Here is a 25,805-nt window from a genome sequence, read left to right on the forward strand (position 1 = left end):
AGCGAGAATGAAGAGCAGAGACATGCTCTCTTCTTCTCTGCCAATATATTCGTAAACAGGTGTGCAGCGTATCATCACGCGAGACAGCTCAAACTTGTTTGAAAAGGTTCATGCTACTACTCCGCCTGGAAGTAGTAGGATAAACTTTTTTGCAAAGGTAGAGCTTCTCTATGAACAAATCAGCAGGTCCTACGACCTTGCACACATCGGTAGGACGCACGTCTTTCGTGCTTCTTCTCGTTATCGCCCTTCTGAACACCATGGGGATGACGATCATTGTCCCTCTTGTTCCGTTTCTCACATTACAGTACCTGTCTCAGCCAACGAATCTGGCAGCCATCGTGGGATGGCTCACTGCCTCCTATGGTCTCTGTCAGCTAATCGCCGCGCCAGTTTTGGGTGCCCTGAGCGATCGTTTCGGACGACGTCCAATTCTTTTCATCTGTCTCCTCGGTTCCGCGTGCGGCTATCTCATCTTCGGTCTTGGAGGTGCGCTCTGGCTGCTCTTCCTTGGACGCATCATCGATGGCCTGACAGGCGGCAATATCAGCGTCTTGTTCGGCTACATCGCTGACATTACCGAACCAGATGAGCGTGGCAAGTACTTCGGTCAGCTGGGTGCCGCGGCTGGAGTCGGTTCTCTCATTGGCCCGGCTCTTGGTGGACTGCTGGCAACGATCAACTATCGCGTCCCCTTTCTTGTCTCTGCGAGCCTTCTCCTGCTGACGCTCATCTGGGGATACTTCTGGCTCCCAGAAAGTCTGGACAAAGAGCACCGCATCACCTCCATTTCGGTGAGCGAGCTCAATCCATTGAAACAACTGGCGTCCGCATTTCGTTGGACAAACGTGCGCTGGATCTTGCTAGCCTGGTTCCTGTATGCGCTCCCGGTTAGCATGTTGCAGACAACGCTCACGGTCCTGATGAAGGATAGTCTTGGCTTCAATGCAACGCAGGCCGGTCTTGTTGTGACTCTGGTCGGAGCAGTAGACATTCTCGTACAGGGAGTGCTGGTCGGCTGGTTCCTCGCGCTCTTAGGTAAGATCAGGCTCGGTCTCATCGCCCTGGTGCTGGTCGGTATCAGCTATATCGTGCTTGGTTCCATCGCGTTACTTGCCATACCGCTCCTCTTGTTTATCGGTCTCATCCTTTTCGCAGGTTCGGGGAGCCTCGTCGAAAACGCTGTACGAGGACTCCTCTCTGAAATGGTGGGACAGCAAGAACAAGGTCGTGTGAGTGGAGTCACACAAGCGTTGCAATCGCTTGGATGGGTGGTCGGACCACTGGTTGGCGGTTTCGTGTACACCACCTGGGGACCTTTTCAAGCCTATGCTTCAGCTTCGTTTCTGACAGTCCTCGCCATCCTCTGCCTCTGGATAGCTTTCCCGCTTCTCCAAAGACGGCATGAACAAGAATCAAGCATAAAAAGCAGTTAATACTGCTTGCTTACATGATGCGATTTGTTAACACCTGAAAAGTTACATTGGGAAATATGAATGGTCTTCTTTTTAGTGCCCGGAAGGGATTCCCGGGATTAAGCGCAATGAGAACATGAGCTCTCGAAATCGACGCGGTGGGGCTTTATGCCCCATCACCGTTTAGTGATATTGTTGGCGAGATCAAAAACCGAGCTTATATTGGAGAACTTGATGTCTTTGGTTTAAGCCAACAATATCTCAGAGAGCCCTACTTAAAAAGCAGGCAGGGTTCTACCAATCACCTGTTCAGGCTTGAGCACAATGTCCACGCGAGCAGACCGCTCAATGGTCTGCATCCCCACAATGAATTGCTCACGCCTTCCTATGGGCACATATTTATCCCCGAGCGCGTCCCAAAGCTCAGGATAACGCTCCGGCTCAACAAACTCAGCTCGTCCATAGGCGGTCACATAGCTATGTGTAACAGGATCATTGATGATCAAAGAGATATTGGGATCACGCGTGATATTGGCATATTTGGCGCTCCCTTTCTGCGTGGAAATGAGGAACGACTCACCATCCCATATAAACCAGACTGGCACGAGTTGAGGTCCTTTCCCCACCCGATTTGTCGCAATGATCGCTTCATGAGGTTGTGTAAAAAACGCCTGTAATGCTTCTGCATCCATGATAAAGTATCTCCTTGTTTTATAGATATTCATAAAAGAGCTATATCACCCGACACGGATGTCCTTTTTACAGGGAACTCTCATGAACGGATGTCCATAACTAATCATGAAAACCTCTTTTCAGAGAGGTCTGACCAGAGTGTTGTGTAAACCACATATTCGTGTATACTACACTGCAATAAGGATAAGGCGTACCCACCCGCTTGAGCAATCAGCAAAACATGCAAATCGTCGCATAGACAACAGTCAGGGGAACATGTCGGGTTTTCTCAGAGCGTGCCTGCTTTGCAGCATCTGTAAGCTGATGCCTGCTCCATCAAGAGTGGAAACCACGCGAAGTAAACATGCGCTCAGAAGCATGCAGACTGAAGAGTGAGTGAAACAAACGAGTGCAAAGAATGATCACAAGAGGCAAGAAAATGTCCAGAGTCGTCAATACCAAAGACCCGCGCGTGCAGCGAACGCGCCAGTTGCTGCTTCAAGCGTTCACTACCCTGCTCCGGGAGAAACGCACGATCCACTCGATCTCCATACAGGAGATTGCCACCTGTGCCGCCGTCAACCGAGCCACATTTTATGCTCACTTCGAGGACAAACATGCACTGGTGACGGGCTGGTCACGCGAGAAGTTTCAACGCTCCCTCGCCAGCAAGCTTCCCCCCTCTGCCATCTTACAGAGAGAGACCTTGCACCGCATGATCCTGGCCGTCTTCGACTTTATGGTCCTGACACGTCAGAATTGCAGGCTATCCAACAGGCAGTTTGAGCCATTCTATGAGATGGCGATCCAGCAGGAGCTCCATGATCTCCTTCTGCACTGGCTCCAGCAGGTTCCAGCAACATCTACCCTGACAGAAGAGACCATAGCAATCACAGCGCAGACCCTCAGCTGGGCCATCTTCGGTCCCGCCGCACAATGGAGTCGTGGCGATCAGTGTATCTCAAAAGAGGTGATGGCCCAGCAAGTCTTACAAGTCGTCGTTGCTGGCCTGTCACCTCTCATCATCGTTCCTTGAAAGCTTCGGAGGCAACATAACTATTGCTGGAATCGCGATAACCTATATACTCTGTTAAGAAAGCAGAATAATCTCAGTGGCGAGAATTTCCGCAAGTGGTACAAGCTCTCCATGGACACGTAGTGGTGTCAGCACCAAGTGCCCTTCAACACAGACCATATCACCTTTTTGGAGTGAATGCACATACCGCTCAACTAATAAAAGATCGCGGCTGATAATGAGAAATGTATCATCACCTCTTGGCCAATCACGAAGACGCAAATCATAATGGAGCCCCCAATAAGTGGGTGGAGCATCAGGAGGAGGGGAAACATTGAGCGAAAAATACATGGATCTATGGGCATCAGTATCATACATATCCTGAGGGTGATCGACAAGTGTGCCGATCAACGTAATTTTGTTATACATAATACAGCCTCATCTAGAAACGATCTATTATCAATTTTTATTTATTCTAGTATAGAAACATCTATAAAATCACTCTAAATATACAAGATAGTTCGTATTTTTAGAGCAAATATTCTGATTGAGGTACAGTAGATGAGGGGAATCGATTGATACATTTTCTCATCTAGTAAGTAAGGAAAGTTGATCTTGAATACTCCTGATGTTAATAAACTCAGCTTCTTTGAGCCATTCGCCGTCACCTATCCTGGTCATGGTACTCTTCTCCGAGGATATTTGCTACTTCCCGAAGGGTCAGGACCGTTCCCAGCAGTCATTTTTCAGCATGGCAGTTCAGGATTGCTGCCCTCAAACAGAGCAGGAGTTGAGGCCCTGAAGCGCATGGGATATGCTGTCTTTGTCGCGTTGCGCCGTGGTCACAATGGAAATCCAGGTTCTCACTGGCTTTCCCTTATCACCGCTCCCTGGGGAAGCTCACAAATGGGCAAGCAACTCATGAAGGCTCTTGATAGTGAGACAGAGGATGTTTTAGCTGCCCTCGACTGGCTACACTCACAGCCTCAGATCGATCCTGAGCGTATTGCCATCGTTGGTCATTCCTTCGGTGGAGCTGTAACAGTTCTTGCAGCAAGGCATACTAATCGTTTCCAGGCAGGAATCAGCTTTGCAGGACCTTCGCAGACATGGCCTGACGCTCCTGCTCTTCAAGAAGCCATGTTCACGGCAATCCAGTCTACAACGATTCCCTTCTTTCTCATCCAGGCTCAAAATGATCATAGCCTGATGCCCACTTATACGCTTGGAATGGAGCTAGCTCGACTAAATAAACCTCACGAGACACGTATTTATCCACCACTTGGAACAACTCCAATGGAGGGACATGGTCTCTTTGGAGGAGGGGTGGAGTGGTGGTACACAGACGTGGAACGTTTTTTGAAACACTGGCTCTAATGCATGGGAAAGGTCCGTTCTCAAGCATCGCGGCGAAGGATAAACTCCTCGATTTCCGTGCCACGGGCGTTGGCGTAGCCTCGTCCTTCGCCGCAGACAGTGAAGCCGCATTTCTCCAGGATGCGGCGCGAGGCCAGGTTATCCTTTGCTGTACGGCCAAAGATGGGGCGCGCTTGCACAATATCCAGCAAGGCTCTGAGCGCCTGGGTGGCGATGCCCTGTCCCCAGTAGGACTTGCCAAGCCAGTAGGTGACCTCCGGTCCCTCCAGCTCTTCATCTCGATAGCTTGAGACGCTTCCTGCCACCTGTTCCCCAAAAATAATCGTCTTATTCGTGGTGCTCTCATCATTGAGAATCTTCTGCCAATGATGCATAAAGGCTGCGCGGTCAGTTGGATCTTTGGCTGTAAAGGCCGCCATATAGTTGGCCTCAGGATCGAGACACTGCTCGTAAAAAATAGGCAGGTCGTCTGCGACCACGTCTCGCAGGAGAATTTGCGGAGGAATGGAATTTGGGATGTGCTTGCTCATTTTATTGATACCTTCCTTTCGTCGCTTCTCCTTAGCTATTCTGCTTCGCATGAGCGAAAACGGAAGTCGGGAATACCTCAGTCCTCTCCACGCAAGAAAGGATCTGGGCCAATTATATGGTACATCGTATCTTTTCGTCAGAAAAAACGATCAACGATGTTTAGGCTATGTGAATCATCGTTTGAAGTAGTGATCTCGATCGAGATCCTCCAGAAGGGAAGGTTGGACAGGATGCCATCCCAACCACTTTTGGGTCAGCATACTTGATGTTGGACCGTCCATCGAGAAAAAGTTTCCGAGGATGAGGCCGAAGTGTTCTCCTGCTTTCTCGGCAGGTAGAGCCACGACCGGAACGTCCAGGCGGCGACCGATAACTCCTGCGATATCACGTACAGGTACCCCTTCATCAGCAATCGCATGCAACACTGAGCCCGCTTTTGCGTTTTCCAGAGCCAACCGGAACAGATGTGCTGCGTCGAGTCGATGCACGGCGGGCCAGCGATTCGATCCATCCCCTGGATACGCTGACACTCCCCGTTTGCGAGCAATGTCGATCAGGTCCGGGACAAAACCACGGTCGCCCTCACCATGCACCGACGGTGGAAGTCGCACGGCCGATACGCGTACATCACGGGTGGAAAGCTCCAATGCCGCCTCTGGGTTACGCGGGACAGACTTCACCGCAGCCGAACTGGTATCTCGTGTATCCTCCTCCGTCAAAAAACGACCAGATGTGGGAGGGTGTCCAACCGATGTTACGACAAACGGACGACCGGACCCAACAAGGACCGCGCCAATCGCTTCGATGGCACGCTGCTCTACCTGTGCTGCCTCCGCAAACGCGGAAGGACCACCAGCGAAAGACTCGCTCATAAAGGCCGTGTGAATCACACCATCCGTTGCCGCTGCTCCGCTGCTTAGACTATCGAGATCAACAAGTGTGCCACGATGCACTTGTGCACCCACAGTTGTGAGCCACTCGGCAGCAGCATCGGTGCGTGCGAGGCCAAGGACCTGATGGCCTGCCTCGATCAACTCACGAACGATGGCCGAGCCAATAAAACCGGTTGCGCCGGTAACAAAAACTTTCATAGCAAATTCTCCATCATTCTGTTTCCTCTTGCCTTTATGTGTGCTATCATAAATATGTGAGCAACCACTCACATATTTGAATTATATGAGCTATTACTCACATATGTCAAGAGGAAACAGAAAAGATGCCCGAAAAAACCAGGATGCGCCGCCAACCCAAGCAGACGCGGAGCCAACAGCGGGTCGATCACCTGCTGGATGTAGCCGCGCTGATATTTGAGGAGGTCGGCTATGCAACAGCCACAACCAACACCATCGCAGCCCACGCCGGAGTATCGATTGGCTCGTTGTACCAATTTTTCCCCAATAAAGAAGCCATCATGGATGCCCTCGTCGAGCGCTACCTGGATGAGCTTCAGCAAGTGGTGTTCGTGATGGAGAAGAATCTGCCAATTACGAGTCTCCTGGACCAGTTTCTTGACCAACTGGACAGCTTTCACGAGTCTCATGCCGGATTTCGCTTCTTATTCCTTGATGTGAACGTTGAACACCGTATCCACGACGTGATTATCCAGTTGATCAATACAATCATCGGAGGATGTTTCCCAGCGCTGAATGCGGATCTATGCTGGCAGACGGCGCTGGTTTGGCTGGGGATCAACAGAGGTATCATGCAGCTCACCGAGCCACCATATAAAGTGCCATCTTCTCTGGCACGATCTGAGATCAAACTGGCATTGTTAAGCTATTTGCGTGCGGTGCTGGTGCGAGCAGGAGAAACACTACCGGAGGATTTAGCATAGTGAGAAGATTGACATCCAATTCTTTCCCGAAATGTGAAATAATTCACATTTTTTTGATAATCAGTGAATTATAATATATGTATATGGAAGTCATTTTGTATTGCTACTTAAATTTTGGTTTATATCCAACTTTTTATGCCTCTCAATTTTATGTTTACATGTTTATATGAAAAAGGATTTAAAAATATGCAATCGGACGTTTCTACGGGTAGCATATCACGTCGCACTGCTCTTTTGAGTATTGTCAGCACAGCAGGACTTATCGCTGTTGGCGGTAGTACAACCTATGCTTCTGGTAATCAGGCGAAGCCTGCGAGTGTCTTGTCAGCACGGCCAGGCACAACATTCACGATATATAAAGGACATACTTCTACGGTTATTGCCGCGGTCTGGTCTCCTGATAGCAAATTTATTGCATCCAGTGGATATACAGGAGCGGTTCATGTCTGGGAAGCTTCGACCGGGAAGTTGAAATTCAAGCTGCCAATCGCACCCACAGCAGGTTTTTTGTCTGGTTTAGTCTGGTCTACAAACGGAAGATATATTGCTGCGGCCGTTGATTCACGCATATTCATCTGGGATGCTTATCACGGTACCCTCATGCGCAAAATTCAAGCGCAATCAGCAGGCGTGAGGGCACTGGCATTTTCTCCTGGTAGCCAGCGTATAGCAACAGGTTCCTATGATAAAACGGTACAGATTTGGTCCACCACCACTGGTGCACATCTCCTGACCTATAATGGACACAATATTGTAAATGGCATATCTGTGGCCTCTCTTTCCTGGTCACCCGATGGAAGGCATATGGTTTCCAGTGTCAGCTTTCTTGGAGGGGCTGGGCTTAATACGCTGACGGGCACCAAAGTCTGGGATACCACCACAGGCAAAGATACCTATGTTCTGACCCCAAAACGGCAGGCGAATTCGGTTGCCTGGTCACCGAATGGAAAATTTATCGCTTCTGAAGAGTACGTCAATGGCAAAGAGGAGGTACACATCTGGACCCCTCAAAATGGTCATGGTCATGCTTTCGCCATACAAAGAGATGAGGTTGAGAAAATTGTCTGGTCGCCCAATAACAAATATGTTGCACTCGCGATTGGTAGCTATCAGGCGTTGATTCCTACCTCTCGTGTTGAAGTGTATTCCGCTAGCAACGGTTCCTCTTACAAACTGACCTATACGGGTCATCAGCCAAACGTTCGTAACGTCTCCTGGTCACCCAATGGCTCACGCATCGCGTCATGCTCGGATGATAAGACTGTCCGTGTGTGGCAAGCTCCTATGTAAGTGCACTTCATTAAGCTGCCAGACCGTGTAGCGTCGCACGCTTGCGTGCGATGTCCCACTCGACGTACGAGATTGCTGGCTCTCGGGGCACCACGCTGGCCGGCCTGATCGTACGAGTTCCTGGGACATCGCACGCGAGCGTGCGACGCTACGGTGTCCTCGCTTCGCTTGACACTGGTCTTGGGAGCGCTAGGCCACATCGTTCAACGCGGTTAGATCGTTGTCAGAAAGGATCAGCGATCCAGCGGCAACGTTGTCGCGCAGATGCTCGATGGATGAGGTCCCCGGGATGAGCAGGATGTTCGGTGAGCGCTGGAGCAGCCACGCCAACGAGACTGCCAGCGGTGAAGTTCCCAGGCGAGTTGCGACGGCGTTCAGTTTGTCGGACTGAAGCGGGGAGAAGCCACCTATCGGGAAGTAGGGAACGTAGGCAATATTCTGCGCGGCAAGCGAGTCGATCAGATCGTCATCGTCCCGGTTGGCGAGGTTGTAGAAGTTCTGCACACACACGATCGGCGCTATGGATTGGGCCTCGGCGATCTGCTCGGCGTTGACGGTGCTCAGGCCGAGGTGCTTGATCAGCCCTTCTTGCTGGAGTTGCGCGAGCGCGGTGAACGGTTCGGCAAGCGAGCCAGGAGTAGGGCGGTCGATTCCTCCAACACGCAGATTGACAACGTCAAGGACATCGAGTCCGAGGTTTCTGAGGTTATCAGAGACAGCCTGACACAGGTGCTCCGGAGAGTATCCACGCACCAGACCGCCGTTGGCGTCTCGCAATGCACCAACTTTGGTAACAAAGTGCAAAGAGTCAGGATAGGGGTGCAGGGCTTCTTTAATCATCTGGTTGGCGAGATATGGGCCATAGCCGTAGAAGTCGGCAGTGTCGATGTGCGTGATCCCCAGTTCCACCACCTCGCGCACAAGCGCAAAAGCGGCGTCGAGTTCGGCTGGTTGCGGGTCCATCTGCTTCACGGCTGCGAAAGATGCGCGACCGGTCGGCATGCCTGACCGGTGCGGACGAGCCAGTTGCATTGCACCGTATCCCATCCGCGTGACCATCAGATCTTCAGCCATGGTAAACGTTCCGGCGGCTGCCGCCGGGAGATTTCTCTGTCCATCCGTTGCATACGATACCATAGAAATATCCTTTCCTTATCTAGGAAAAATGATGAAGGTCATGAATCCATGATTATCTACTTGTCAATCTGGGAGTTGTCTCTCTTTTCAAATTCTTTGAGAATGTGCCGGGGTAAAGGTCGTTCGAGATCGGACTGAGCCTCGGTGACCAGCGCCCCTAATCCCTGGACGATCGCCTGAAGGTCGCTGGTGCTGAGCCGACCGAACCAGGTCGGAAACCGATCGTGTTCTGCCTTCTCCTGATAGAGACGGGTAACCAATTCCACGCCTGCCTCGCTGAGACGAATCACCATACGCCGCCGATCCTCCGGGTCCTCCGTGCGTTCAACGAGTCCATCCTGGACCAGGCGATCGACCAGCAAGCTCCCCGCCGAAGGGCTAATATCGAGCATCTCGGCGAAGTTGCGAATCGTCGATTGATTCAAGGAGGCAAGAGCAAGCACTCCCTTCAATTGAGCCATGCTGATGTGGATTTCTCGCCAGGAGGGCAGGACCACTTCCTGAAAGACCAGCCACCTGACCAACTTGTGCAGGCGTTGCGCTTCTCCAAGAAGCTCTTCATGATCATCGCTACTCATTCATCGTCCTCCTTTTCATTACATAAGCATAACTCACTTATTTACTTTTGTAAATATAATGAGTTATGCTTATGTAATTCATAAAAAAGGATTGTCTCTATGGCATCCATGAGCAGATGTAGTCTGCGATGCGCTGGATAGCAAGTCGTGCCTCAGGTAAGATGTCGCCGGTTAACTGCCAGACATGCCACATGCCGGGCCAGACCTCAAGATCCACCTCCACGCCAGCAGAGCGCAACTTGTCAGCCAGGCGCGTAGTATCGCTGAGCAAAACCTCCTGCGTACCTACCTGCAATAGTGTGGGAGGCAATCTCGCCAGCGAAGCAAATAATGGGGAGACAAGCGGATCGTGAACGTCGATGACGCCGTGGTTGGTGTAAGCTTCAAAGGCATTTTTCGCCAGTCCGTTGGCAAGGAAAGGATCAGCCTGCGCGTGAGAGCGATATGTCTCGCCTTCCATCGTCAGATCGGTTGCCGCCGAGAGCGCCACTAAAGCGACCGGTAAAACATCTCCGCTCTCGCGCAAAGAGAGCACGGTGGACAGAGCCAGATTACCTCCAGCGGAATCGCCAGCCAGCACAATCTGGACATCTGCGGCCCCCTGATCGCGCAGCCAGCGATAAGCAGTCACGCAGTCTTGCAGGCCCGCCGGGAAAGGATGATCAGGTGTCAGGCAGTATTCAGGCAAGAGGACGCAGGCTCCGGTGGCAAGTGAGAGCTTTGCAGCTAACAGGCGGTAGGCATTGGTGAGCGGGAGAGTAAAGGCTCCTCCGTGAATGTACAGGATCATGCGATTTCGCGCCGCGCCCTCAGCGCAGATGAGTTGCGCAGGAACGCCTGAGGCATCTACGTTTTCCAGCGTGACTCCAGCAGGTAAGCTCACTGCTTTTTCAGGTGGCTGCATGTGGAGTTGCTCCAGAGTATTGATCGGATGAATTTTGAGAAAGATGCGCATCAGCAGATATAAGCATCTTCCTTGCAAGCTCGGCTTCACTGGCACCACACGATGTTCAGTAACAGAAAAGGCCATGACTATTCCTTTCAGGGCTCCCTGCTCATTCCTCGCTGGCGCTGAGCGCAGATGGATGTGTGATGACAAGCATCCTCAATCCCATCACGACGTACCAGGAGAAGCTCTCCATGATCAAGATTCTTTCGACAAAGCCTGCGGTCGCAGGGAAGTTGCCTACAATCACAAAAAGGGCCAGAATCATAAAGATCGTAAAGAGACCGGCAAGCAATGTATAGAGACCATATCCACGCCAGCCAACCTGTTTGCGCAGCTTTGAGCCAATCACTATGCAGGCCACGCTCACCGACAAGAACATGGTCATGGCACTGATCGCATGACCGATACCACTGGCATAGGTTGTTGGATCTCCGCTCACAGCTTCGGCAAAAATGCCCGTACTTATCGCAGCAACGCCCGTGAGAACGAGAAAGATAGTTCCAGTCATCACGCTCGCCCGACTGAGCAGGGTCGACAGGAACTGCGAAAAGCCCCAGGCGAAGATGATCAGCAAAAGACCGAAGATAATCAGATCCAGCGTGAGAATCCAAGGACGCTCTCCCCTGCCAAGGTCGCTGACGACCTGATGAAAGGCGGAATAGCCGGGACGGAGAAAGCCGTCAATTGTATACACAATCACAAAAAAGAATGGTGCAATCACGCCCGCCAGAGCAGACAGCCATTGCCGCTGAGCCACTCTCCCCGTGGGCCGGGAAAGATAGTGAGACATCCATTGTTGCTTCATCATGATAAAAATCCCTTCTTATGTTTTGCTCTCCAGATGAAAAGCCTGCCTCAACTCGATGCACGGGCGATCAGATAGGGAACAAGCGGACGCGTCAGTTCTTCTGGTAATGCCAGCCCCTGATCCAGAAGGAAAAACATCTCGACCGCTCGCTTGCCAATATCCAGAGAATCGAAGCTGATCGAGGTCAGAGACGGCCAGACGTATTCACACAACGCCAGATTATCGGTCCCAACCAGAGCGACATCTTGAGGCACGCGTATGCCAAGGCGCATCAGAGCGCTCAGCAGGACCAAGGCATGCTCATCATTAAAGGCGTAGATCCCCAGCGGATGTCCCAGGCCAGCACAGGTGGACTCGGCCAGTGCATAGGCAGCGGCGGTATTGAGAGGTAGAGGTAAAATGTCCAAAGGGAGATCAGTTCCGTCAGAGACCTCTGCAAAAGCCGCTCTCATCCCTTCCAAGCGTTGCAAGAAGCCCGGTTGATGGATCTCCTCTCCCGGCTCCACGAGAGCCAGATGCCGATAACCTCGGGCCAGCAGATGCTGTGCCGCCAGATAACCAAGATCCCGACTGGGAAAAATAATCGAATACGTCTGCTCGATTGGCTCTGGATAGAGGCCGAAAAAAATGATCCGATGGCCTCCCATCTGCTGCGACTGCGCAATATCTTCAGGTGTGAATGTCATTGGACTGGCAAAGATACCAACTGGATGCCGGGCAAAAATCGTCTGATATAGCTCACTCTTCTGCTCCCTTGAAAAGCCTCGCGTGAGATACCAGACCGGCGTATAACCACGCCTGAGTGCCTGCTCCTGAAAAGAGGCAGTCATCTCCATCGCCAGATTGGTAAATTCCAGATCCATGATCATCACAAGCTCCTGGCTGCGTCCCTTGCTGAGCGCTTGCGCCAGCACGTGCGGGCGAAAGTTCGTCTCCTGGAGCGCCTGCAAGACTTTCGCTCGCGTCTCTTCACTGACATGCTTGTTCGGTTGCCCTTGTTCGTTGAGGACATACGATACTGCGGTGCGCGAGACTCCTGCCTTCAGTGCGATATCATCGAGGGTCAGCGAGGAACGCGCTGGTCGCTTCCGTTTCTTTTCAGTCATCTTCTTTCCTCTGCGAAAAGGGGATGGTTCCACCTCTTCATCTATGCACTCATCTGTCATCTGAATGTGATCTTCCTATGTGAACCGCTTCACTTGACAGGAGTATACCCATCATGGCATACTTTGTCAAACAGTGTGAACCGCTTCACATTGCACCCGCCCAATAATCCTGTTGAGGCTTCTCGTCAGGATAGTTTATAGATTGAAGATTATCTTCGTTGTTTCCCAGGAGAGGCAACAGGAAGAAGAACATCATGGCAGATCAACCATTCTCTCTTGTGGATGCCGCGTCAGCGACCACATCCGCAACTGACAGCCAGGACGCGCTTCCAGAGGCATTGCAAGCTCCAGACAAGCGTGTCAGCCTGCGTTTCATTATCGGACTGGCACTGGCAACGGCGGCCATCTTTTTCAGCGTCGCTCCCATCCCATCGATCCTGATGCCGCTGCAAATTCAGGAGCTGGATGCAGCCAACAAAATCGCTCTGCTGGGCTTGATCTCGGGACTAAGTGCGCTGGTCGCAGTCATCACCAATCCAATCGTAGGAGCGCTGTCAGATCGCACGACGTCGCGTTTCGGTCGCAGACGTCCCTGGCTCCTGGCGGGAGCCATCTTTGCGCCAACGTCGATGCTACTGATGATGACAGCGCACAACATCATAGTCCTCCTCATCGGTGCGCTCGGATTGCAGATTTTCGCCAACTTCGCCTTCTCAACGCTGGCCGCCATTCTTCCAGATCAGGTTCCGGCCGCGCAGCTTGGACTGGTCAGTGCCGTCATAGGTCTTGTCGTACCACTCGTCTCGCTCACAGGCTCGATCGTGATCGGCACGCTGCTGCAAGATATGACGATCCGCTATCTTACCGTCATCCTCGTCGTACCAGCCATCCTCATTCCATACGCGCTACTCGTACCAGACAAGCAACTACCCACAGGCTATCTACCACCCTTTCACGCCGGCAACTTCTTCAAAAGCTTCTGGATCAGTCCGCGCCGACATCCAGACTTCGGACTCGTCTGGCTGGCACGCTTCGGCACGTTTCTCGGCTATAACATCGCCATTGGCTATCTCCTGTATTACCTCCAGGATAGTCTCCACTATAGCAAACTTTTCCCAGGACAATCCGTGACGCAAGGTGTCGCCACGTTGACAATCTGCTCAACCATCGCGATCCTGATCGCCACCCCGATCGGCGGCATCCTTTCCGATCGCTTCAAACGACGCAAACCGTTTGTCATCACCGCCAGTGCCGTCTCCGCGCTCGGCCTGTTCCTGCTAGCCCTCTTTCCAAGCTGGATTGGCGCTATCCTAGCCCTGATCCTGGTCGGACTCGGCGTCGGCGTCTACCTGTCCGTGGATCAAGCACTGGCCATCGAAGTACTGCCCAACGCCTCCGATCGCGCCAAGGATATGGGGATCATCGGGATCGCAAACACGCTGCCTGGATCGCTCGGACCAGTGATCGCAGCTCCGATTCTGCTCCACACGCACAGCTATCTGCTGCTCTTCATCCTGGGAGGTTGCGTCACACTCGTCGGCTCTTTTGTGATACAGGCGGTCAAAAGTGTCCGCTAGGAGCACCGTGGCCTTATGCCCAACACCTCTGAGAGAGATACTTCTCCACCGAAGTGGTCAAGCAACCAGACGTAGCGGCGCGGCTCCGCCGTGCTGTCACTTCCCGCACGAATACGTCCTATGTGCATCTGAAAGCAACGCAGACGAGACGATCCACGGTGGGAAGATCACGCAATGGAACCCCATAGGGAGCGTGGTCGGACGAGTCACAGACAGCACGGCGGAGCCGCGCCGCTACGTCGGTGGGCATCACACCCCATCGCCCTGAGAGAGATACTTCTCCACCGAAGTGGTCAAGCAACCAGACGTAGCGGCGCGGCTCCGCCGTGCTGTCTGTGGCTCGTATGATTCGGCTCGGGTGTGTCTCTCAAAGGAACCTCCATGGGGAGCATTGTCGGACGAGTCACAGACAGCACGGCGGAGCCGCGCCGCTACATTGGCGAGCGTTTACACCGTGAGCGAAATCCTCCTTTCGCTCTCAAAGAAAGGATACAAGCATGTCAATAGACAAAGATCAAGTGGCGTTTTTCCAGAGTGGGGCGCTGCATGCCTGGCCTATCGGCTGGCGGGGTGCTTTGATCTGGGCGGGAGAGCCGCCGGTCCCGACTCCATTGGTGACGTTCTCCAACAATGGTGTACCTACTCAGGCGTGGAATCGCTATTGCTATCTGCGCAAGACGCTGACGCTCCAGAGCGTGCCAGCTCAGGCGCGGGCACGTCTGACGGCTGATTCACGTTTTATTCTCTATGTTAATGGGGTCGAGGTGACAAGAGGGCCGGCCCGCTCGGTTCCTGAGCGTCTGGCGTATCTGGAGGTCGATCTGACTCCCTACCTGCATCAGGGGGAGAATGTGATTGCGGCTCTGGTCGGCTACTATGGGCGTCCGATGCCGTGGTGGATTCCGGCGGCGCTGGATTATCAGATGGGCTACGGGTCCTTTATTTTCGAGGCTCCGGCACTCGATGTCTTCTCGGATGATTCCTGGAAGGGACGTTCTGCCCCGTTCTGTACACTTATCCCCAATGAGGCCAATGCCGCACGCGAGATTGCAGGTCCGCCGGAAATCATCGATGGTCGCGGTCTCGCAGAGGGATGGAATAGTCCCGATTTCGATGATACGTCCTGGGAGCAGGCAACGATATTAAAGGCGGGTCCTCTCTCGCGGTTCACATCACACCTACCAACGTCAGCGTACGCGACGCCAGAACTCATCGACATTGCTCCCCTGACCGCGCTTCCGATAGAGCTCAAGCACTTGAGCACCTACGCCATCTCAGATGTTGAGAACGATGATCCGGTCACGCTTTATGAGCAAACAATCCGCGTCGATGACACTCACACGACATCCACGGTAGCTGTTTATGATGCCGGTCAGATGGTCCTGGCAACTCCGTGGCTCAAGCTGCAGGGCAGCACGGGTACGGTGGTCGATCTCTATGTCGGTGAAGATCTACGCTCGGATGGCATGGTCGAGGTTGAGCCGCGCTTTTATGCCTTGCGCTGCCTTCTGGATGGGTCAGATGGCAATCATGAAGCGCACTTCGAGGGATTTCATGCAGTCGGCTTTCGCTATGTCGCGGTAGCAATACGTGGTCAGGCACAGATCACAGCGCTTGGAGCGGTCGAGCGTCGCTATCCACGCAACAGTATGGCGACATTCTCCTGCGACGATGAAAAACTCAATCGGATCTGGCAGGTTGGGGCGCGGACGCTTGATCTATGTTCGGCCGATGCGTTCCTGGATTGTCCCGGCCGTGAGCAGCGGGCCTGGGTCGGGGATGCATACATGCATGCGCTCCTGAGCTACACGACAGCCACCGATTGGCGTCTGGTACGGCATCACCTCCAACTGTGCGTGCAGTCCCGCCGGAACGACGGGCTCCTATCAATGGTGGCCGCTGGCGACGCTTCGCTGGCCGCCATCACCATCCCCGACTACTCGCTGCACTGGATACGCGCACTCGCCCGCTATCTACAATATGCTGGCGACTTTCGATCCGTGCGTCAGATGCTACCTGCGGCGATGGATATTATCGCCGCCTTTGAGCGTTATCGTGGCGACGATGGACTATTGCACAGTGTTCCCAACTGGATCTTCATAGATTGGGCGATGATGGAGCGCGGAGAGGTGATTGCGGCTCTGGATGCTCTTTATGCGGCGACGTTAGCTGATTATGCATGGCTATTAGAAACGGTGCTGACCGATACACGTGGAGCTACCATGGCGCGTGGTCAGATGGAGCGTACCCGCATAGCTTTTGAGGCTCTCTGGGACGAGGAGCGCGGAGTCTATGTCGATGCCGCCGATGCGCAAGGACCACGGCGACGGATCAGCCAGCAGACCAATGCCATGGCGATCATTGCCGGCTGCGCACCACCAGAGCGTCACGAACGCATCCTCGCCTATATCCTGGATGAGCAACGCGTGACGTATCTCTCGACGCTGGGAGATATCGCGCCACTCGCCCAGGGCATCGATCCTATCCAGGGGACCACATTTGATCCTGAAACGCAGGTGATTGGGGCACAGCCTTTCTTCTCGCATTTCGTACATCAGGCAGTGGCGCAGGCAGGCAGGCATGACTTACTGACAAAGCTTTGCTTGCGCTGGGACGCTCAAATTGAGCGCGGGAACACGTCGATTGAGGAGTTCTGGGATGCTCCTGTGGGGAAAGCCAGTCGCGCTCATGCCTGGTCAGCCACACCGACCTATGATCTCACGACGCACCTGCTCGGCGTGCAGCCACGCACACCTGGCTTCACGCAGACAACGATACGTCCCTACTTTGGCTCGCTACATCGTCTGGCGGGACAGGTACCCACTCCCTACGGCTTTATCAAGCTCGACCTGACACGCGAGGGAGGCTTCATCATTATTCCATCAGGCATAGTAGCGCAACTGGAATTTGTCGACTGTCAGCTTCCCCGAGGCGAAATCGATGGGGGCCATTATGTACTTAACATCCACGTCATCAGAAAACGCGCTAAAGGGAGGATTTAAGCGGGCTTAAGCGATACTAGCTTCATAGATTATTCATGCCAGGTATGCTATACTCTCCCTCAGTTCAACCAATATCCAGAGCACAAAATCTTGTTTTTGTGCTCAATCTCAGTAAGGTTCGAAGAAGGTAGGGTGTTTTCATGGATGATAAGGCTATTGTTGCTGCTATAGCTGCTACGATTGGGAAAAAGATCAGGAGCGCAGTATACGACAATCAAGGGAGGCTGATCAAGCTAGGTCTGTCAGAGTTACAACTTACCGAGCTTCCAGCCGAGCTAAGTCAATTATCCAGCCTGAGACAACTCTCCTTAAGCAAAAATCGGCTTACGCGTATCCCGCCCGAGATTGGGACTTTATCCAATCTGCAGTCGCTCTCGTTGCATAACAATCAACTCACTACCCTGCCTCCTGAGATTGGACAGCTAGCCAATTTGCATCGAATTAGTCTGTATAGCAATCAGTTCGTAGAATTTCCATCCGCACTGCTACCATTAACCAGGCTGAAATGGCTTGATATCAATAGTAATCAACTTGCTCATATCCCTGCTGAAATACAGCAATTAGCCAGCCTAACACGCTTCGATCTCAGTAATAACCAACTATCCGATGTGGCCGCCGAGATCGGACAGTTATCCGATCTGACACGGCTCGATCTGCAAAATAATTACCTTACGCACTTGCCTCCTGAGATCGGACAGCTATCCAACCTGATCCGACTCGATCTGTATAATAATCAGCTGGTCGACATTCCGGCTGAGCTTGGACAATTATCCAGCCTGCACCATTTATTTCTGTATAACAATCACATCTCACAGATCCCCGCCGAGCTGGGACACTTAAGCGAACTCGTCGTGCTTTTTCTCAGCAACAATGCATTCTCGCAGATTCCACCTGAGTTGGGACAATTATCAAAGCTGGAAGTCCTTTATCTACGCAATAATCGCGTCTCCAATCTGCCTCCTGAGCTGGGACAATTGGCAAACTTGCTTGAACTGGACATCAGCTACAACAACCTCACATGCGTTCCGGTTGAATTGGGAAAACTTTCCAGGCTACAGAAACTGGTAGTACGTAGCAATGAAATCACGCAGATTACTCCTGAGCTGGGACACTTATCTGAGCTTGTCGAGTTGGATCTACGCAACAATAAGATTGCAGAAATACCCTCTGAGATTGGACGCTTGACGAAGCTGGAGGCCCTCTTTCTACCAGAAAATCAGCTCAAACAGATCCCGGCCGAGCTCGGACAACTCGACAAATTACGCATCCTCTTTTTACGCCACAATCGACTTTCCCACCTCCCTCCTGAGATTGGACACCTGTCTCAACTACAAAACCTCGCCCTGGATAACAATCAACTCGTGCAGCTTCCGACTGAATTGGGACAATTATCCTCCTTGCTCAGCCTGTCACTCGACCGCAATCAACTCACCTCCATACCGGCCGAGCTCGGACAGTTGGTGAAACTGAGTCGCCTCAGCCTCAGCCACAATCAACTCACGCAGCTACCAGCCGCATTGGGGCAGATATCCGGACTCAAACGACTCGATCTCAGTTCTAATCGGCTCAAATACATCCCACCGGAAATTGGACAGTTGTCTCAACTGATCCAGTTCGACCTGCAAGAGAATCCCGATCTGCTGACGCCTCCACCCGAGATTGTGATGCAAGGTCGCCAGGAGACGTTGTCTTTCCTGCGCGATTTACAGCGTTCCAGCGTGATACGCTATGAGGCCAAGTTACTACTCGTCGGCCAGGGAGGGACAGGAAAATCCTCGCTACTACGATCATTACATCATCTCAATCTGGATAATCAGCTCACCACGACACACGGCATCCAGATTGGGCATCTGCACCTGGATCATCCAGAGTTGCCGGGACAATCCCTGACGCTCCACACCTGGGACTTCGGCGGTCAGGATATCTATCACGCCACGCATCAATTCTTTCTCACCAGGCGGTCGCTCTATCTGGTCGTATGGAATGCGCGTACAGGCTCGATCGACGGCAAACTTGACTACTGGCTCGAAACAATTCGCATCCTTGCTCCGAATGCACCCGTTATCTTGATATCCACGCATATCGATCAGCGGGCACCAGATCTCAACATCCAGCAATATCGCGAGACGTATACACAGATCGTCGACGTGGTCGCGATCAGCAACAAAACGGGCGAGGGGATTGAGGGGCTGAAGTCGCTCCTCGCAACGCATGCGACTGCTCTCCCTCTGATGGGACAACCCTGGCCGACCTCCTGGGTTGAGGTAGAAGAAGAGTTATTAACTCGTCCCGATCACCATATCAGTAATCAAGAATATATAGACCTGTGTATAAGCAAAGGTGTGCAGGCAGAGATGGCTCAAGGGACACTGGGGAGTTATCTGCATGACCTGGGTAAGATCCTATATTTCCGCGATGATCACATCTTGAGCAACATTGTCATCCTCAAACCGAACTGGGTCACCAAAGCCATCAGCCTCGTACTCGAAGATGAAGTAACCAGAAAAGCCAATGGCATCCTGACACATGATGATCTGGCCCTGATCTGGTCCGTGGATGAGGAGGGAAATCCCTATGATCGCTCGCTCTATCCACTTTTCTTGCGCCTGATGGAGCGCTTCGATTTGAGCTATCAGATCGAGCCTCCTATTGCAGGATCATATCCAACGCACAGCCTCATCCCACAACTGCTCCCCTACGACGAACCCCTCCAGGCGCAACAGATCAGCATTCCCACAGCTTCCCAATCCGATGTGATGCATGTCGAGATGGTCTATCGCTTCGACTTTGTCCCCTCGGGCATTATGAGCTGGTTCATTGTACGCACGCATCGCTATACCCAGAATATCCATTGGCGCGATGGAGCTCTCCTCACCTACGAAGGACATACCGCACGCATCGAACTGATCCCGATGAAGCGCGAGCTCCGCATTGTTGTGTGGGGTGTGCAGCCATACACATTTTTTGTCATCCTTAAAGAAACGCTCGATCTGATCCTCAACCGCTTCAAAGGCTTGCAGGTCAGGCGCGAAGTTCCCTGCATTTGTCAGCGACAGACACACGCGACTCAGCCGTGTCACGAGATGTATCGCTACGAGGAAGATCTGGTACGCCGCTACCAGCATAACAAACGTTCCATTGAATGTCCGGCGAGCTTTGAAAGCGTCTCCGTGCTTGAACTGCTCTACGGCATCCACATCGACACAGCTCCGCAGGTACAGGCAACCGTCGTAGAATATCAGGAAATCTTGCGCCGCCTGGCTATCTTGCAGCAGAAAGATGATCTCATGCTGCAAAGAATCGGACAGCTCACCGAGTGGAATATACGCAACTTCACGCGCCTGTGGAACCTGGAGATGAGTAAGATGGAGGCCGAGTGCCCCAATACCTTCTTCCTGATTCCCGATCGCCGTACGCCATTTCATCCCAGACAGTGGATCAATCACACCTACCGGCTCTTCTTAGTCTGTCAGCATCCATCCGGCCCCCACCTCGTCGATCAGCAGCGAGGCTATGAGCTCAAGGTGGCCAAAGATTGGTGGATTAGTATGGCTCCCTGGCTCAAATACATCATCATGTTCCTCAAATTCGGCGTCCCCTTCGGAGAAGCCCTCGGGCCTATCGTCGACGAGATCGACTTCAAAAACATTGAAAACCAGATCAAGCTCCTGGAACAGATCACAGAAAACTTGCCAGAAATCGAGGTCGAAAGCGATGCATTGAGCCCTGCTGACAATAGTCAGTATACGCAGGAACAATTGGTAGGACCTGCGTTGCGCGGCCTGCATAGCTTTCTCGAAACCGTCGATAAACAACATCATTGGGGCGGCTTGCAGCGCGTGGTGACGCCCGATGGCAATATCCTCTGGCTCTGCGCCAAACATGCGCTTACCTATGAGGTACGACCGCTACAGATCAAGTGATCAACGCCTCATAGACAAAAAATCTGGCATCCCTTTGTCTCTTTTCATAGTACTGGAACGTTTTTCTGGCTATCTAGTACTATCGAAAGGACAGAAGATGAAGAGCCAATCTATTACTTTTTTGCTTGCACTCATTGTGGCATCCATCTTGATTGTGGTGCCCGTGACAGGAGCCGTTCGTGCTCATAATTATGGAAATGCAGGCTATTCACACAAGAGCTCTCACCTGGGAGAAGATCCCTATACGAGCGGATGCAGTCAGAATTCGTATGTTGTCAGGAACAGCAATGTGTATGATGAACATGGAAACGTGTTAGCGACGGTCCAGATGTGGTATTCAAGTAGCTGCGTGACCAACTGGAGCCTCATCAAGTGGGATAGCGGATCTGCACTCGGAACGCAAGTCGACGTGTGGGAATATGCCGATGCCACAAATCGAAAATGTTATCCCACAGATTGCTCCACCAGTAGCTGGTACATCGGAGGCTTATCTCCCTCCTGGACAGATATGGTCGATGGACAAAATATCACGTGCGCTTTCGGAGCCGTAATCAAAGCAGGAGCAGTCTATGCCGGCTCAAGCGGCCTGTGCGCCTAAAGTAGCGTCGCACGCTTGCGTGCGATGTCCCAGTACCTCGTACGAGACAGCTCAATCGCGGCGAGCTACGCTGGCGTGCCTGATCGTACGTCGAGTGGGACATCGTGCCCGAGGGCACGACGCTACTTTGAGCAATGAGGCTGCATTTTATTGTAAGATAAAGGTCCAGGGAGATATTCATCCTCCGCGCACCCGCGCACATTTTCATGAGGAAGAGCACATTGCCCATTGTTATCACTCAATGGGTTTTTGGCATGTTTTTTTATCTCTCAGAAGGGCCTATGAAAAGATTTCTTATCATTCTCAAGCTTAATGACATGATTGGAATTAGTAGAAGAGAGGAAGAATACGATGGAATATAGGCAACTAGGCGGTTCTGGTCTGAAAGTTTCTGCGCTCAGCTTTGGGACGGCAACCTTCGGTGGTGGCAACGATTTCTTTAAGGCGTGGGGGAATACCGATATCGCCGGGGCGAGTCGACTGGTCGATATTTGTCTGGAAGCGGGTATCAATCTGTTCGATACGGCGGATGCCTACTCCAGAGGCTTATCGGAGGAGGTGCTTGGCAAGGCGATCGCTGGTAGGCGCGATCAGTTGCTGATTTCAACCAAGACAAATTTCCGCATGGGCGATGGTCCCAACGACCTGGGCTCCTCACGCTATCATCTGATCAAGGCTTGCGAGGATAGTCTGCGCAGGCTGAATACAGATCATATCGATATCTATACGATGCATGGCTTCGACGCGCTCACACCGGTCGAAGAGGTGATGCGTACACTCGATACGCTGGTACAAAGCGGCAAAGTCCGCTATATCGCCTGCTCAAACTTCTCGGGCTGGCATCTGATGAAGTCGCTGGCAACCGCGCAGAGCTATGGCTGGACACGTTATGTGGCCCATCAGGCGTTTTATTCGCTGGTCGGACGCGAGTACGAGTGGGAACTGATGCCACTCGCCCTCGATCAGAAGGTCGGCACAATCGTCTGGAGTCCTCTGGCCGCAGGCGTGCTTTCGGGCAAGGTGCGTCGCAATCAGCCGGCCCCCGATGGCAGTCGCGTGGGACAGATCGGCTCCGAGGGATTGCATATTCCGTACGAGAAGGTCTACGAAATCGTGGATGCGATCGATGCGATCGCCGAAGAGACTGGCAAGTCGGTCGCTCAGATCTCCTTGAACTGGCTGCTGCAACGTCCAACAGTGTCCAGCGTCATCGTTGGCGCACGCGACGAGGAGCAACTCAAACACAATCTCGGCGCGGTCGATTGGAATCTTACCGCCGAGCAGGTCGAGAAGCTCGATCGAGCCAGCGAGATCCCAACCATTTATCCATACTGGCATCAGCGCCCCTACGCCGAGCGCAATCCTCTAGCCGTCCCCACATACGAATAGAGATCAATAAACAATCCAGATTATCTGTCACTATGGAAGATCCCAGAGCGTGAACGCTTTGGGATCTTCCGTTTTCGTTAAAAATGTTAGAGTGAAAAGATGATCAGATTTCAACCTCTCATTCATGCACGACATTTCAAAAATTGGGCGACGAATCTCTTGACCTAGAGCACTCTAGGTATGGAATAATATCTCTATGTTACAAGATAATTTAAAAACCACCCTCCACTTCACGCTTCAGGAAGTGGTAGAGAGAAGTGGTCTGAGCGAACACACGCTTCGCTACTATGAACGTATCGGCCTGATCGACAAAGTCGATCGCGACAGAAGCAGTAGCCATCGCAGGTATAGCGCTGAAGATGTCTTCATGATTGAGACACTGGCTTGTTTGAGGACAACCGGTATGTCGATCGATGATATGCGGAAATATTTAGCGAATGCTAAAAATGGCGTGGCCGCTGCTGATCAACAGCTTGAGCTCTTCGAAGCTCACAGGCAAGCACTGGAGCAAGAACTGGCCAGGAAGCAAGAACATCTACGCTACCTTGAGCAGAAGGTGGCATTTTGGAAGGCTGTACAGAAGGGTGATGAAAACCAGGCAAAGGAATTGGGCAAGATCGCTCAGGGCATGGCCAAGCACATTATAAAGTTAAACGAATAAGGTATTCTTGAAAGGATTTGTCATGACAGTTGCAATTATCACTGGCGGGAGCCGTGGACTGGGAAAATCAATGGCGCTTAACATCGCCGCCAAAGGCACTGACGTTATTCTAACCTATCATTCTAAAAAGAGAGAAGCCGAAGAGGTGGTTGCATCGATCGAGAAAAGTGGTCGCAAAGCAGTCGCGCTACAACTTGATACATCTGACATAAAGTCCTTTCCGGCCTTTGTGACAACCATTAAAGAGACACTCAAGCAGACATGGAATAGAGATAATTTTGACTTCCTCGTCAATAACGCTGGCACCAGTATGCATGTAGCAATCACCGAGACAACTGAAGAGCAATTTGACCACGTGGTAAATACCAATTTCAAGGGAGTCTTCTTCCTGACACAAGCTCTTCTTCCGCTCATAGTAGATGGTGGGCACATTATCAATATCTCGTCAGGACTGGCACGCTTCTCAGCTCCGGGCTCTAGTGTTTATGGTGCGTTAAAGGGAGCCATAGATGTACTCACACGTTATATGGCACTTGAGCTCGGTCAACGACACATTACAGTCAATGCCGTCGCTCCCGGAGCCATCGCCACAGACTTCAGTGGAGGCATGGTTCGTGATAACCCACAAGTAAACCAGACGATTGCCTCGCAGACAGCACTTGGTCGCGTCGGTCAGGCAGAAGATATTGGTGGTGTCGTGGCTTCCTTACTATCCGATGAGATGCACTGGGTTAACGGACAGAGAATCGAAGTTTCAGGCGGTATCGGTCTGTAACGTCATGCCCGTTGATATAGATAAAGTAGCGTCGTACACTGAGCGTACGACGCTACTTTATCGTCACGTCTTTTGGCTGGCCATATAATTAATGCTTCTTACAAGGCAAACGTTCCTACATAAAAACAAGCCCGTGACACTACTTCTTCAATTTTAAAACCAATTCTCTGTAACATTTTTTCGAGCAATAATAGGCCACACAACTTTATGCTGTATTACTCAGATAAAGGACCTCGATCCGAAAAGGTGTGCTCAGTAGCAGGGAAAAGATCACCTTGAGTGAATGTAAGTGTCTTACAATCTTTATTATAATTATGAGCCAGGCGCAATTTGCTTTGCATCGTACCAAAAACTGCGTAATGCTCAAATTCATGGGTGCCTGCTTTAAGTGTACGAGAATCAGCATCCCCAAGTGCCTCATTTATTTTTTCATGTGTCGGTGGATGGAAAATTTCCCTGCCTACGTACCGTTTCAGGTCAAATTCGGGGATAGTGTGATCTTTTAATTCCGGCATCTTAGAAGCTTTCTCGCTAATCTTTGCTCGGGACGTTTCAATCTGGCCATAGAGAACTTTGGAAAGATGGAGAGGACTGGTGCCCGCAACAAAACAATTCGCATCAGAATCTCTATAGTTGTTACATCCTACAAATGTTCCAGATTCTGGAACAATCTCATTCTTATAAGGCTTATTTTGCTGTGATCCATCCTTTACGACACTCTCCAACTGCCAATGAGTATGCCCATTCTCATCTTTTCTGAGAAAGTTTACCTCTGTCGTATAGCGCGCATCATATTCTGTAAGAATTGCGGCATTGGTACTGATTCTTTCATGCTCAGTTCTAGGACGTTCTTTCTCGATTTCTCGCATTTTTTGAGTGATTGCTTCTGGTGACTCTTCCCGATGAGAAACCCTATCACCTTGGTTTAAGGTACCATATATCTCTCGATGCAAAGAAGAGTCCGATTCCCTACGCTCTACCCTTTTAGACCCTCGATTGCTGTTTATTTCTTGATCCGCACGACGTTTTTCCACAAAAGGTCCGCTTTCTTTGTCAACAATTTGAATCCATCTTAAATCTCAAGTAGACAGAAACGTAAAACTCACCACAGCTATACAACACACAAAGATGAAGATGTACAACCTGATGCCAAAATCTATCAGTATGG

The 25,805-nt window shown here is 51.7% G+C and carries 24 protein-coding genes; 14 read left to right on the forward strand and 10 right to left on the reverse strand.

Features of this window, described 5'->3' with window-relative positions:
• Window positions 1-170 precede the first annotated feature (170 nt).
• Window positions 171-1,436 carry an MFS transporter gene (locus tag AC27N8_RS04895; protein ID WP_487064532.1) on the forward strand — a complete coding sequence of 422 codons (1,266 nt, stop codon included), beginning with the start codon at window positions 171-173 and terminating at the stop codon, window positions 1,434-1,436.
• 254 nt (window positions 1,437-1,690) lie between these two features.
• Here the strand turns inward: AC27N8_RS04895 and AC27N8_RS04900 are convergent, their stop codons facing one another.
• Window positions 1,691-2,107 carry a TIGR03618 family F420-dependent PPOX class oxidoreductase gene (locus tag AC27N8_RS04900; RefSeq protein ID WP_487064534.1) on the reverse strand — a complete coding sequence of 139 codons (417 nt, stop codon included), beginning with the start codon at window positions 2,105-2,107 and terminating at the stop codon, window positions 1,691-1,693.
• A 419-nt stretch (window positions 2,108-2,526) separates the two neighbouring features.
• Here AC27N8_RS04900 and AC27N8_RS04905 point away from each other — a divergent pair, with 419 nt between their 5' ends.
• Complete coding sequence (locus tag AC27N8_RS04905) at window positions 2,527-3,123, forward strand: TetR/AcrR family transcriptional regulator (RefSeq protein ID WP_487064536.1); 597 nt, start codon at window positions 2,527-2,529, stop codon at window positions 3,121-3,123.
• Between the two features lie 54 nt (window positions 3,124-3,177).
• Here the strand turns inward: AC27N8_RS04905 and AC27N8_RS04910 are convergent, their stop codons facing one another.
• The gene (locus tag AC27N8_RS04910) at window positions 3,178-3,531 is read right to left on the reverse strand and encodes a hypothetical protein (protein ID WP_487064538.1); all 354 of its coding nucleotides are present in this window, start codon (window positions 3,529-3,531) and stop codon (window positions 3,178-3,180) included.
• Between the two features lie 186 nt (window positions 3,532-3,717).
• On the opposite strand from AC27N8_RS04910, the gene AC27N8_RS04915 reads away from it, so the two are divergent.
• Entirely contained in the window at window positions 3,718-4,479 is a 762-nt protein-coding gene (locus tag AC27N8_RS04915; RefSeq protein ID WP_487064540.1) for an alpha/beta hydrolase family protein, read from the forward strand.
• Between the two features lie 20 nt (window positions 4,480-4,499).
• Here the strand turns inward: AC27N8_RS04915 and AC27N8_RS04920 are convergent, their stop codons facing one another.
• The gene (locus AC27N8_RS04920; RefSeq protein WP_487064542.1) at window positions 4,500-5,009 is read right to left on the reverse strand and encodes a GNAT family N-acetyltransferase; all 510 of its coding nucleotides are present in this window, start codon (window positions 5,007-5,009) and stop codon (window positions 4,500-4,502) included.
• 174 nt (window positions 5,010-5,183) lie between these two features.
• Window positions 5,184-6,101, reverse strand: coding sequence for an SDR family oxidoreductase (locus AC27N8_RS04925; protein WP_487064544.1), 918 nt, complete (start codon window positions 6,099-6,101; stop codon window positions 5,184-5,186).
• 125 nt (window positions 6,102-6,226) lie between these two features.
• Between AC27N8_RS04925 and AC27N8_RS04930 the strand changes: the two genes are divergently transcribed.
• Both AC27N8_RS04930 and AC27N8_RS04935 read left to right on the forward strand, forming a co-directional pair.
• On the forward strand, window positions 6,227-6,844 hold the full coding sequence (locus AC27N8_RS04930; protein ID WP_487064546.1) for a TetR/AcrR family transcriptional regulator: 618 nt from the start codon (window positions 6,227-6,229) through the stop codon (window positions 6,842-6,844).
• 186 nt (window positions 6,845-7,030) lie between these two features.
• Window positions 7,031-8,134: a WD40 repeat domain-containing protein gene (locus AC27N8_RS04935; RefSeq protein WP_487064548.1), complete on the forward strand. Its 1,104-nt coding sequence runs from the start codon at window positions 7,031-7,033 to the stop codon at window positions 8,132-8,134.
• A 189-nt stretch (window positions 8,135-8,323) separates the two neighbouring features.
• Here AC27N8_RS04935 and AC27N8_RS04940 read toward each other — a convergent pair whose 3' ends face one another.
• From AC27N8_RS04940 to AC27N8_RS04960, 5 genes are all read right to left on the reverse strand, one after another.
• On the reverse strand, window positions 8,324-9,271 hold the full coding sequence (locus AC27N8_RS04940) for an oxidoreductase (protein ID WP_487064550.1): 948 nt from the start codon (window positions 9,269-9,271) through the stop codon (window positions 8,324-8,326).
• A 56-nt stretch (window positions 9,272-9,327) separates the two neighbouring features.
• Window positions 9,328-9,849, reverse strand: a complete 522-nt coding sequence (locus AC27N8_RS04945) for a MarR family winged helix-turn-helix transcriptional regulator (RefSeq protein ID WP_487064552.1) — start codon at window positions 9,847-9,849, stop codon at window positions 9,328-9,330.
• A gap of 97 nt (window positions 9,850-9,946) precedes the next feature.
• Window positions 9,947-10,879, reverse strand: coding sequence for an alpha/beta hydrolase (locus tag AC27N8_RS04950; RefSeq protein WP_487064554.1), 933 nt, complete (start codon window positions 10,877-10,879; stop codon window positions 9,947-9,949).
• 25 nt (window positions 10,880-10,904) lie between these two features.
• Window positions 10,905-11,606 (reverse strand): DUF998 domain-containing protein, encoded by a 702-nt coding sequence (locus AC27N8_RS04955; RefSeq protein WP_487064556.1) that lies wholly within the window; start codon window positions 11,604-11,606, stop codon window positions 10,905-10,907.
• Window positions 11,607-11,653: 47 nt separating this feature from the next.
• Entirely contained in the window at window positions 11,654-12,712 is a 1,059-nt protein-coding gene (locus tag AC27N8_RS04960; RefSeq protein WP_487064557.1) for a LacI family DNA-binding transcriptional regulator, read from the reverse strand.
• Window positions 12,713-12,966: 254 nt separating this feature from the next.
• On the opposite strand from AC27N8_RS04960, the gene AC27N8_RS04965 reads away from it, so the two are divergent.
• From AC27N8_RS04965 to AC27N8_RS05005, 9 genes are all read left to right on the forward strand, one after another.
• On the forward strand, window positions 12,967-14,289 hold the full coding sequence (locus AC27N8_RS04965) for an MFS transporter (RefSeq protein WP_487064558.1): 1,323 nt from the start codon (window positions 12,967-12,969) through the stop codon (window positions 14,287-14,289).
• A 7-nt stretch (window positions 14,290-14,296) separates the two neighbouring features.
• Window positions 14,297-14,557, forward strand: coding sequence for a hypothetical protein (locus AC27N8_RS04970; RefSeq protein WP_487064560.1), 261 nt, complete (start codon window positions 14,297-14,299; stop codon window positions 14,555-14,557).
• 113 nt (window positions 14,558-14,670) lie between these two features.
• Window positions 14,671-14,796: a hypothetical protein gene (locus AC27N8_RS04975; RefSeq protein ID WP_487064562.1), complete on the forward strand. Its 126-nt coding sequence runs from the start codon at window positions 14,671-14,673 to the stop codon at window positions 14,794-14,796.
• Window positions 14,787-17,291 carry a family 78 glycoside hydrolase catalytic domain gene (locus AC27N8_RS04980; RefSeq protein ID WP_487064564.1) on the forward strand — a complete coding sequence of 835 codons (2,505 nt, stop codon included), beginning with the start codon at window positions 14,787-14,789 and terminating at the stop codon, window positions 17,289-17,291. The genes AC27N8_RS04975 and AC27N8_RS04980 overlap by 10 nt, the downstream gene beginning before the upstream one ends.
• A 140-nt stretch (window positions 17,292-17,431) precedes the next feature.
• Window positions 17,432-21,214: a leucine-rich repeat domain-containing protein gene (locus AC27N8_RS04985; protein WP_487064566.1), complete on the forward strand. Its 3,783-nt coding sequence runs from the start codon at window positions 17,432-17,434 to the stop codon at window positions 21,212-21,214.
• A 97-nt stretch (window positions 21,215-21,311) separates the two neighbouring features.
• Window positions 21,312-21,812: a DUF2690 domain-containing protein gene (locus AC27N8_RS04990; RefSeq protein WP_487064568.1), complete on the forward strand. Its 501-nt coding sequence runs from the start codon at window positions 21,312-21,314 to the stop codon at window positions 21,810-21,812.
• A 351-nt stretch (window positions 21,813-22,163) separates the two neighbouring features.
• A complete protein-coding gene (locus AC27N8_RS04995) occupies window positions 22,164-23,201 on the forward strand; it encodes an aldo/keto reductase (RefSeq protein ID WP_487064570.1) in 1,038 nt (345 codons plus the stop codon).
• Between the two features lie 196 nt (window positions 23,202-23,397).
• Window positions 23,398-23,862, forward strand: coding sequence for a MerR family transcriptional regulator (locus AC27N8_RS05000; protein ID WP_487064572.1), 465 nt, complete (start codon window positions 23,398-23,400; stop codon window positions 23,860-23,862).
• 22 nt (window positions 23,863-23,884) lie between these two features.
• Entirely contained in the window at window positions 23,885-24,637 is a 753-nt protein-coding gene (locus tag AC27N8_RS05005) for an SDR family NAD(P)-dependent oxidoreductase (RefSeq protein WP_487064574.1), read from the forward strand.
• Between the two features lie 215 nt (window positions 24,638-24,852).
• Here the strand turns inward: AC27N8_RS05005 and AC27N8_RS05010 are convergent, their stop codons facing one another.
• Window positions 24,853-25,671: a hypothetical protein gene (locus AC27N8_RS05010; protein ID WP_487064576.1), complete on the reverse strand. Its 819-nt coding sequence runs from the start codon at window positions 25,669-25,671 to the stop codon at window positions 24,853-24,855.
• Window positions 25,672-25,805: the final 134 nt, after the last annotated feature.

Source organism: Dictyobacter sp. Z7_2 (genome assembly GCF_057551105.1).

Coding starts and splice junctions, on each gene's coding strand:
- AC27N8_RS04955 (WP_487064556.1), bottom strand. CDS start 11,606: ATGATGAAGCAACAATGGATGTCTCACTATCTTTCCCGGCCCACGGGG.
- AC27N8_RS04895 (WP_487064532.1), top strand. CDS start 171: ATGAACAAATCAGCAGGTCCTACGACCTTGCACACATCGGTAGGACGC.
- AC27N8_RS04995 (WP_487064570.1), top strand. CDS start 22,164: ATGGAATATAGGCAACTAGGCGGTTCTGGTCTGAAAGTTTCTGCGCTC.
- AC27N8_RS04920 (WP_487064542.1), bottom strand. CDS start 5,009: ATGAGCAAGCACATCCCAAATTCCATTCCTCCGCAAATTCTCCTGCGA.
- AC27N8_RS04910 (WP_487064538.1), bottom strand. CDS start 3,531: ATGTATAACAAAATTACGTTGATCGGCACACTTGTCGATCACCCTCAG.
- AC27N8_RS04950 (WP_487064554.1), bottom strand. CDS start 10,879: ATGGCCTTTTCTGTTACTGAACATCGTGTGGTGCCAGTGAAGCCGAGC.
- AC27N8_RS04965 (WP_487064558.1), top strand. CDS start 12,967: ATGGCAGATCAACCATTCTCTCTTGTGGATGCCGCGTCAGCGACCACA.
- AC27N8_RS04960 (WP_487064557.1), bottom strand. CDS start 12,712: ATGACTGAAAAGAAACGGAAGCGACCAGCGCGTTCCTCGCTGACCCTC.
- AC27N8_RS04975 (WP_487064562.1), top strand. CDS start 14,671: ATGGGGAGCATTGTCGGACGAGTCACAGACAGCACGGCGGAGCCGCGC.
- AC27N8_RS04905 (WP_487064536.1), top strand. CDS start 2,527: ATGTCCAGAGTCGTCAATACCAAAGACCCGCGCGTGCAGCGAACGCGC.
- AC27N8_RS04925 (WP_487064544.1), bottom strand. CDS start 6,101: ATGAAAGTTTTTGTTACCGGCGCAACCGGTTTTATTGGCTCGGCCATC.
- AC27N8_RS04990 (WP_487064568.1), top strand. CDS start 21,312: ATGAAGAGCCAATCTATTACTTTTTTGCTTGCACTCATTGTGGCATCC.
- AC27N8_RS04930 (WP_487064546.1), top strand. CDS start 6,227: ATGCCCGAAAAAACCAGGATGCGCCGCCAACCCAAGCAGACGCGGAGC.
- AC27N8_RS04935 (WP_487064548.1), top strand. CDS start 7,031: ATGCAATCGGACGTTTCTACGGGTAGCATATCACGTCGCACTGCTCTT.
- AC27N8_RS05000 (WP_487064572.1), top strand. CDS start 23,398: ATGTTACAAGATAATTTAAAAACCACCCTCCACTTCACGCTTCAGGAA.
- AC27N8_RS05005 (WP_487064574.1), top strand. CDS start 23,885: ATGACAGTTGCAATTATCACTGGCGGGAGCCGTGGACTGGGAAAATCA.
- AC27N8_RS04940 (WP_487064550.1), bottom strand. CDS start 9,271: ATGGTATCGTATGCAACGGATGGACAGAGAAATCTCCCGGCGGCAGCC.
- AC27N8_RS04985 (WP_487064566.1), top strand. CDS start 17,432: ATGGATGATAAGGCTATTGTTGCTGCTATAGCTGCTACGATTGGGAAA.
- AC27N8_RS04980 (WP_487064564.1), top strand. CDS start 14,787: ATGTCAATAGACAAAGATCAAGTGGCGTTTTTCCAGAGTGGGGCGCTG.
- AC27N8_RS04945 (WP_487064552.1), bottom strand. CDS start 9,849: ATGAGTAGCGATGATCATGAAGAGCTTCTTGGAGAAGCGCAACGCCTG.
- AC27N8_RS04900 (WP_487064534.1), bottom strand. CDS start 2,107: ATGGATGCAGAAGCATTACAGGCGTTTTTTACACAACCTCATGAAGCG.